This is a genomic window from Sphingomonas tagetis, assembly GCF_024211275.1.
Taxonomy (GTDB): Bacteria; Pseudomonadota; Alphaproteobacteria; order Sphingomonadales; family Sphingomonadaceae; genus Sphingomonas; species Sphingomonas tagetis.
Map to the genome: position 1 here is coordinate 35,721 of NZ_JAMLDX010000026.1, position 7,555 is coordinate 43,275.

The following is a 7,555-nucleotide window of genomic DNA, read 5'->3' on the forward strand; positions in this document are numbered from 1 at the left end:
TCAGGCGGCTTTGGCCAGCGCCTCGGCGATCAGCTTCCGCGAGTTCTCCACCCCGTACAGCGCGATGAAGCTGCCCATGCGCGGCCCCTGGCTCGACCCCAGCAGCGTCTCGTACAGCGCCTTGAACCAGTCGCGCAGCACCTCCTTGCCGAAGCGCGCCTTGCCGATTTCGTACACCGCGTCCTGAATCGCATCCGCGCCGGCGTCGGCGCCCAGCGCTTCCAACTGCGCATCCAGATCGCGCAACGCCTCGGCCTCGACGCCCTCGGGCGCGCGGCGGTTCAGCGTCGGCGCGATGAAGTCGCGGCCATAGGCGAGCGCATAGCCGATCAACTGGTCGAGCGCCGGGTGCTTCTCCGGCGTCGCGTCGGGCAGGTAGTTGGCGAGATAGCCCCACACCTGCGCCTTGGTCGCCTCGCCCATCACGCCGACCAGGTTGAGGAGCAGCCCGAACGTCACCGGCAGCGTCTCGCCGGGCACATCGCCATTATGGATATGGTGTACCGGGTTGCCGAGCTTCTGCGCGACTTCCTGCGTCGGATAATTCGCCCGGAACTGCCAGTAATCGTCCACCGCGCGCGGGATGAGCCCCAGGTGCAGCGCCTTGGCCTTTTTGGGCTCGCGATAGATGTAGAAGGCGAGGCTCTCGTCCGGGCCATAGGTCAGCCACTGGTCGAGGCTCAGGCCATTGCCCTTCGACTTGGAGATCTTCTCGCCCTTCTCGTCGAGGAACATCTCATAGTTGAACCCCTCGGGCGGCTTGCCGCCGAGCACGCGCGCGATCTTGCTCGACTGGATCACCGAATCGATCAGGTCCTTGCCCGCCATTTCGTAATCGACGCCCAGCGCGACCCAGCGCATCGCCCAGTCGACCTTCCATTGCAGCTTGGCCTTGCCGCCCAGGATCGACTGCTCGATCCGCTCGCCCTCATCGGTGAACGCGATCATCCCAGTCTCGGGGTCGAGCACCTCGACCGGAACCTGCAATACGATGCCCGACTTCGGGCTTACCGGCAGCACGGGCGAATAGGTCGCCTGCCGCTCCGCGCGCAGCGTCGGAAGCATCACATCCATGATGCCTTGATAGTGCCGCAGCACGCCCTTCAGCGCTTCGTCGAACGTCCCGTCGCTGTAGTAATCGGTGGACGACACGAACTCGTAATCGAAGCCGAACCGGTCGAGGAATTGCCGCAGCATCGCATTGTTGTGATGCGCGAAGCTCTCATATTTCTCGAACGGATCGGGCACCTGCGTCAGTGGCTTGCCGAGATATTCGGCCAGCATCGCCTGGTTCGGCACATTGTCGGGCACCTTGCGCAGCCCGTCCATGTCGTCGCTGAACGCGATCAGGCGGGTGGGGGTGTCGCTCAGCGTCTCGAACGCCTGGCGCACCATCGTCGTGCGCAGCACTTCGTTGAACGTGCCGATATGCGGCAGCCCCGACGGGCCATAGCCGGTCTCGAACAGCACATGGCCTTTCGCAGGCACGCCGTCGGGGTAGCGCTTGAGGAGCTTGCGCGCTTCCTCATAGGGCCAGGCCTTGGACTCGAATGCGGCGGTGCGAAGATCGTCGGTCATGATCGCGCGGCGGTGCGCGAAGCTCGCGCCATTTGCAAGGTTCCAGCACGCCAGACGCGAATGGCTCGCAAAAACTCTGGCAATCATCCCGTATAATTGCTAATCGCTCGCATTATGAGTCACAAGCTGGCGCATGCGGCGCGCAACATCCCTGGCACCGTTTCCTCGATCGACTGGGAGTCGCTCAGCGCCAGTGAGGCGCGCCGGCTGCGCGAATTCGGGCTGGACGAGGGCGTCGAGGTCGAGCTGGTCAAGCCCGGCGGCTGGTTCGGCGGCCCCGCGGCGGTGCGAATCGGGCGGATGACGGTGGCGTTGCGCCGCCATGTGGCTGAAGCGATTCGGATCGTAGTTCCGGCCGAATGACGCCGGCACCGCTCGTTGCGCTGGTCGGCAATCCCAATGCCGGCAAGACCGCGCTGTTCAATGCGCTGACCGGCGCCCGGCAAAAGGTCGGCAATTATCCCGGTGTCACGGTCGAGCGGCACGCCGGCAGGATGGCGTTCGAGGACGGCCGTCCGGTCGAACTGGTCGATCTGCCCGGCACCTACAGCCTCGATCCCTCCAGCCCCGACGAGCAGGTCACGCGCGATGTCGTGCTGGGCAAGCAGGAAGGCGAGCGGCTGCCGGACGCGCTGGTGGTCGTTGCCGACGCCTCCAATCTCGAAAACCATTTGCGCTTCGTACTCCAGCTGCGCCAGCTCGGCCGGCCGATGGTGGTCGCGCTCAACATGATCGACATGGCGACTCGCGACGGGCTGCGGATCGACGCCGATGCGCTGTCCGCCGCGCTGGGCGTGCCGGTCGTCACCACGGTCGCGGTACGCAAGCGCGGGCTGGACGAGCTGCGCACCGCGCTCGCGGGTGTCCTGCTGAGCGCCAGGCCCACGCCGCCCGACACGCTCGACGCCGACATCACCCATTTTCAGCGCGAAGCGCGCCGCATCGCCAGCGAAGCGATCATCGAGCAGCCGCGCGGACGTGCCTTCACCCGCGGCGTCGATCGAGTCGTGCTGCACCCGGTCGCCGGGCCGCTGATCTTGCTCGCCGTGCTGTTCGTGATGTTCCAGGCGGTCTATGCCTGGTCCGAAGCGCCGATCGGCTGGATCGAGGGCTTGCAGGGCTGGCTTGGTGAAGCCGCCGTCGCCAGTCTGCCCGAAGGCTTCCTGCGCGATCTGCTGGTCGAGGGGATCATCGGCGGCGTCGGTTCGGTCGTCGTCTTCCTGCCGCAGATCGTGATCCTGTTCTTCTTCATCCTGCTGCTCGAGGCGACTGGCTATATGGTCCGCGCCGCCTTTCTGATGGACCGGCTTATGGCCGGGGTCGGGCTGTCGGGCCGCTCGTTCATTCCGCTGCTCTCGTCCTTCGCCTGCGCGATCCCCGGGATCATGGCGACGCGCTCGATCGACGATCCCAAGGAGCGGTTGACCACCATCCTGATCGCGCCGCTGATGACCTGTTCGGCCCGGCTGCCGGTCTATGCGGTGATCATCGGCGCGTTCATTCCGGCAACGAGCGTCGCGCCGGGGATCGGGCTGCAAGGACTCGTCCTGCTCGCGCTGTATATCTTCGGTATTCTCGGCGCGGTCGCCGCGGCCTTCGTGCTTCGAATGACCGCGACCAAGGGCAAGAGCGGCGGCTTCATGATGGAGCTGCCGCGCTACCAGCTCCCGTCGCTTCGCGATCTCGCCATCGGGCTGTGGCAGCGCGCCTATGTCTTCCTGCGCCGCGCGGGCACGATCATCATGGGCGTGACGGTCGCGCTGTGGCTGCTCGCTTCCTATCCGGTCGCGCCGGAAGGGCAGAAGCAGAGCGAATATTCAGTCGCCGGCCGGATCGCCTCGGGCCTCGAGGTCGTGCTGCATCCGATCGGCTTCAATCACGAAATGAGTCTCGCGGTGATTCCGGCGATGGCGGCGCGCGAGGTCGCGGTGGCGGCGCTCCAGACCGTCTATTCGATCGATGCCGAGGCCGATGCGGAAGGGCAGGCGCTCGGCACCCAGCTAGCCGCGCGCTGGTCGCTGCCGACCGCGCTTGCCTTCCTCGCCTGGTTCGTGTTCGCGCCGCAATGCCTCTCGACCATCGCGGTTGCGCGGCGGGAGACCAATGGCTGGAAATGGCCGATCGTGATGATCGTCTATCTGTTCGCGCTGGCATATATCGCGGCGGGCGTCACTTTCTGGACGGCGACCGCGCTCGGCCTCTAGTCGCGCTTCGAATCGTCCAATGTACGGTCGATCCGTGCGCGATTGGCCTCATCGCGCGCCTTCTCCGCTTTGGTCCGCCCGAATTTCGCACGGTTCTCCACAGCCTTTGCACCGGCTGCCGCCTTCGCCCTGGTCTTGCGTGCCTTGTTCAGGTTGACGATATCGGCCATCCCATTCCCGATAACGAATCCAAGGCGGAGTTTCCATGGCGGGCAGCGTCAACAAGGTGATCCTGGTCGGCAATCTCGGGCGCGATCCCGAAAGCCGGTCCTTCTCGAACGGCGGCAAGGTGGTCGAGCTTCGCATCGCCACCAGCGAGAGCTGGAAGGACCGCAACAGCGGCGAGCGCAAGGAAAAAACCGAATGGCACACCGTCAAGGTGTTCAACGAGGGCCTCGCCAACGTCGCCGAGCGCTACCTGCGCAAGGGCAGCAAGGTCTATATCGAGGGCGCGCTGACCACCCGCAAATGGCAGGACCCGCAGGGCAACGACCGTTATTCGACCGAGATCGTGCTGCAGGGCTTCAACAGCGTGCTGACAATGCTCGACGGCGCGCCGGGCGGCGGTGGCGCTGCCGGCGGCGGCGGTGGCCGTGGCGCCGAGGATTGGGGCGGCGGCAATGACGATTTCGCCGGCCAGTCGAGCAACCGCAGCGGTGGCGGCTTTGGCGGCGGATCGGGCGGCGGAGGCGGCTTTGGCGGCGGCGGCGGCGCCAGCCGTGGCGGCGGCGCCCCGGCCGGCGGTTTCCCCGACGATCTCGACGACGACGTGCCCTTCTGAACCGTCAACCGCGTTGCCACCAGGGCAGGGTAGGAAAGGCGCCTTTCCGGGTAATGGGTTGAGCGCCGTCCCGGGCTAACCTAGCCTTTCCGCCAGTCCTGCAAAGGGAGCGCGGATTGGGCGATTTGATCCATACCAAGGTGGCGCCGCCCAGATGGATGGGCGATCAGGTGCCGCGCGACCTGTTGCTGACGCGGCTCGACGGTGTGCTGGATTGCCGGCTGACGCTCGTCCACGCGCCCGCCGGCTACGGCAAGACCAGCCTGCTCTCGCAATGGTGCCGCCGTGCTCGCAACGGCGTCCGCATCGCCTGGGTGTCGCTCAAGCGCGACGATGCCGACCTGCGCCGCCTGACCCGCTACATCCTGCTCGCGCTCGATCAGTCCGAGGGTCAGGACGAGCCCGGCGAAGACGAGCGCCGCGTCTCCGCCAACCTGCCGCCGCGCGCCGCGGTGTCGGCGATCATCAACCGCCTGAGCCGCGAAGCCGGTCCGGTGGTGTTGATCCTCGACGACTTCCACCTGGTCGAAAGCCCCGAGATCGGTGCCGTCATCCGCCCGCTGATCTCGCTCGCGCCGGCCAATTGCCATTTCATCGTTTCCTCGCGCGACTGCCCCTGGCTCGGCCAGTCGATCCTCGCAGCCGAGGAGCAATTGCTCGAGCTGACCGCCCAGGACTTGCGCTTCTCCCCGGTCGAGGCGGCGCTGCTGCTGCGGCAGACGATGGGCGAGGCTCCGGCAGCCATCCTGACTGACGAGGATCTGCGCGGCATCGTCGAGCGCACTGAAGGCTGGCCGATCGCGCTCAAGCTGGCATGGCTGTCGCTGAAGCGCGGCGCCGACCACCGCGAGCTGCTCGACCAGTTCCGCAGCCCGACCCCGGAACTCGCCCGCTATCTCTCGCAGCAGGTGCTCGACACCATGCCCGAGGAAACGCAGCAGATCGTCATGCGCACCAGCCTGCCAGACCGGCTGACGGGCGATCTGGTCAATCTGCTGTGCGACCGCACCGATGGCTGGTTGATGCTGGAGAAATTGGAAGAGCAGGGCATCTTCCTGACCCCGCTCGATTCCGCCCGCCGCGCCTATCGCTATCACCAGCTGTTCGCCGAGCATATGCGCGAGCGGATCGAGCGGGGCGACGGCACGCTCTACCGCATGCTGCACCGCCGCGCTGCGCAGTGGTTCGCCGCGCGGGGCGAGGTTGCTGAGGCAGTCTCGCACGCGATCCAGGGCGACGACGACGCGATGCTGGCGACGATCATGGAGGATGCCGGCGGCTGGCGGCTGATCCCCTATGGACAGCAACCGACGGTTGAGCGCGGGCTGGCGAAACTGTCCGCCGCGATGACGGAGTCGCGGCCCCGGCTGGTGCTGGCGCGCGTCTATCTCGAGATCAAGCGCGGCGAACTGGCCAGCGCGCGTGCCGACTATAACCGGTTCGTCGCCAGGCTGGGCGAGGCCGACCTTTCCGCCGACGAGTGGACCGAGGTGCGCGTGGTCGGCGACGTGCTCGCCGATTACGAGAATGAGCCGGTGACGCTCGACGACCTGCTGGCGCGCGAGGCGCTGCTGCGGACGCTGCCGACCAACGACCACCTGATCCTCGCCAATCTCGGGGAGACGCTCGCTGCGCAATATTATGAAGGCGGCTGGCTCGAACGCGCGCTCGAGCCTGCGCTGACCGCGCGCGAACATCACAAGGCCAGCGGTTCGCTCTATAGCGGGCTGTTCACGCGCTTCTGGGAATCGCGCATCCGCCGGGCGCAGGCGCGCTTCAAGGACGCGGCCGCGATCCTCGCCGCCGCGCGCGCAGACATCGAGACCAATTTCGGGGCACGATCGGACCTCGCCGCCAACTGCGCGGCCTATGAGGCCGAGCTGCTGTACGATCAGAACGACCGTGCCGGGGCGTTCGAGCTGCTCGGCTGGGCGGTGCCGCACATGGAGCAGTCCGACGGCTGGGTCGATGTCTCTGCCGCAGCCCATTTTACCGCCGCGCGAATTTCGGCGTCCGAAGGCATGGTCGATGCGGCGCTGGCGATGGTCGCCCGCGCGCACGGGCTGGCGCAATGGCGGCGGCTGCGCCAGCTCGAACTGTTGTCGCTGTTGTGCGAGCTCGACATCCGGATCGACCACGACCCCACGCTCGAAGGCGCGCGCAGCTTTGCCGCCAGGATCGGGCTGGCGGAACTGACGGACGGCGCTGCCGATGGCGTGCCGCTCTATCGCTCGGTCATTACGGCGGCCGCGCTGTGCCGCAGCAAGCTCCATCTGATCGGCGGCGACTATGACGTCGCCTTGTCCGAACTGGGCGTGCTGCGTGGCTGGGCGGTGCAACATGGCGCTGCGCGGGTGCTGATCGACATCAACATCCTGCTCGCCCATGCGCTGCGCGAGACCGGACGGCGCAGCGAGGCGCAGGCGTGCTTCAACGATGCGGTCGGCACCGCCATGTTTCAGGGCATCATGCGCCCATTCATCGACAAGGCGCGTTTCGCTGCGCCCTCGCTCAACGACGCACTGCGCAGCGACGTACCGCCCGACCGGCTGCGTGCGCAGTTCCTCAGGGACATGGCGCGCGGCTTGTCGGCGCAGCGTGCCGACGGCACCAGCCCGCGCCTGCTAAGCGAGGCAGAGAAGGAGGTGCTGCGGCATGTCAGCCTCGGCCATTCGAACCGGGAGATCGCCGGGCTGATCGGCATGTCGCACGACACCGTCAAATATCGCCTGAAATCGGTGTTCCGGAAGATCCGTGTCGAGACGCGCGAAGACGCGGTGCGCGTCGCGCGGGAACGCGGCCTGATCTCCGGTGATGTGCTGAGGTCGATCAACAGCTGACCCATGAAGATCCGTACGAATGGGTGGTAAACTGCGCTGATTTGCGTGCTACCCAAATCGCCGGATATCTACCCCGGCATGCGTCAAACGAAGTGTTAAGGCAGTCCAAATCTGGAGACTTCCGGATTTACCAAGATAACTGGGAGGGCTGT

Annotated in this window: 6 protein-coding genes; 4 read left to right on the top strand and 2 right to left on the bottom strand. The window is 66.4% G+C overall.

Translation table 11 applies throughout. From position 1 onward, the window contains the following. Window positions 1–1,578, bottom strand: a complete 1,578-nt coding sequence (locus tag M9978_RS21350) for a lysine--tRNA ligase (RefSeq protein ID WP_254296940.1) — start codon at window positions 1,576–1,578, stop codon at window positions 1–3. 114 nt (window positions 1,579–1,692) lie between these two features. On the opposite strand from M9978_RS21350, the gene M9978_RS21355 reads away from it, so the two are divergent. Together M9978_RS21355 and feoB are read left to right on the top strand one after the other, a co-directional pair. Continuing rightward, window positions 1,693–1,941: a FeoA family protein gene (locus tag M9978_RS21355; protein WP_254296942.1), complete on the top strand. Its 249-nt coding sequence runs from the start codon at window positions 1,693–1,695 to the stop codon at window positions 1,939–1,941. After that, window positions 1,938–3,782 carry a ferrous iron transporter B gene (feoB, locus tag M9978_RS21360; RefSeq protein WP_254296944.1) on the top strand — a complete coding sequence of 615 codons (1,845 nt, stop codon included), beginning with the start codon at window positions 1,938–1,940 and terminating at the stop codon, window positions 3,780–3,782. The genes M9978_RS21355 and feoB overlap by 4 nt, the downstream gene beginning before the upstream one ends. Here feoB and M9978_RS21365 read toward each other — a convergent pair. Continuing rightward, window positions 3,779–3,952 carry a DUF4169 family protein gene (locus M9978_RS21365; protein WP_254296946.1) on the bottom strand — a complete coding sequence of 58 codons (174 nt, stop codon included), beginning with the start codon at window positions 3,950–3,952 and terminating at the stop codon, window positions 3,779–3,781. The genes feoB and M9978_RS21365 overlap by 4 nt on opposite strands. Before the next feature lie 35 nt (window positions 3,953–3,987). Between M9978_RS21365 and ssb the strand changes: the two genes are divergently transcribed. Beyond that, the gene (gene ssb, locus M9978_RS21370; protein WP_254296948.1) at window positions 3,988–4,563 is read left to right on the top strand and encodes a single-stranded DNA-binding protein; all 576 of its coding nucleotides are present in this window, start codon (window positions 3,988–3,990) and stop codon (window positions 4,561–4,563) included. A gap of 116 nt (window positions 4,564–4,679) precedes the next feature. After that, window positions 4,680–7,403 carry a helix-turn-helix transcriptional regulator gene (locus M9978_RS21375; protein WP_254296950.1) on the top strand — a complete coding sequence of 908 codons (2,724 nt, stop codon included), beginning with the start codon at window positions 4,680–4,682 and terminating at the stop codon, window positions 7,401–7,403. Window positions 7,404–7,555 lie beyond the last annotated feature (152 nt).

Bases quoted from the DNA above. Each gene is read 5' to 3' on its own strand.
- ssb (WP_254296948.1), top strand. From the start codon at position 3,988: ATGGCGGGCAGCGTCAACAAGGTGATCCTGGTCGGCAATCTCGGGCGC.
- M9978_RS21350 (WP_254296940.1), bottom strand. From the start codon at position 1,578: ATGACCGACGATCTTCGCACCGCCGCATTCGAGTCCAAGGCCTGGCCC.
- M9978_RS21365 (WP_254296946.1), bottom strand. From the start codon at position 3,952: ATGGCCGATATCGTCAACCTGAACAAGGCACGCAAGACCAGGGCGAAG.
- M9978_RS21355 (WP_254296942.1), top strand. From the start codon at position 1,693: ATGAGTCACAAGCTGGCGCATGCGGCGCGCAACATCCCTGGCACCGTT.
- feoB (WP_254296944.1), top strand. From the start codon at position 1,938: ATGACGCCGGCACCGCTCGTTGCGCTGGTCGGCAATCCCAATGCCGGC.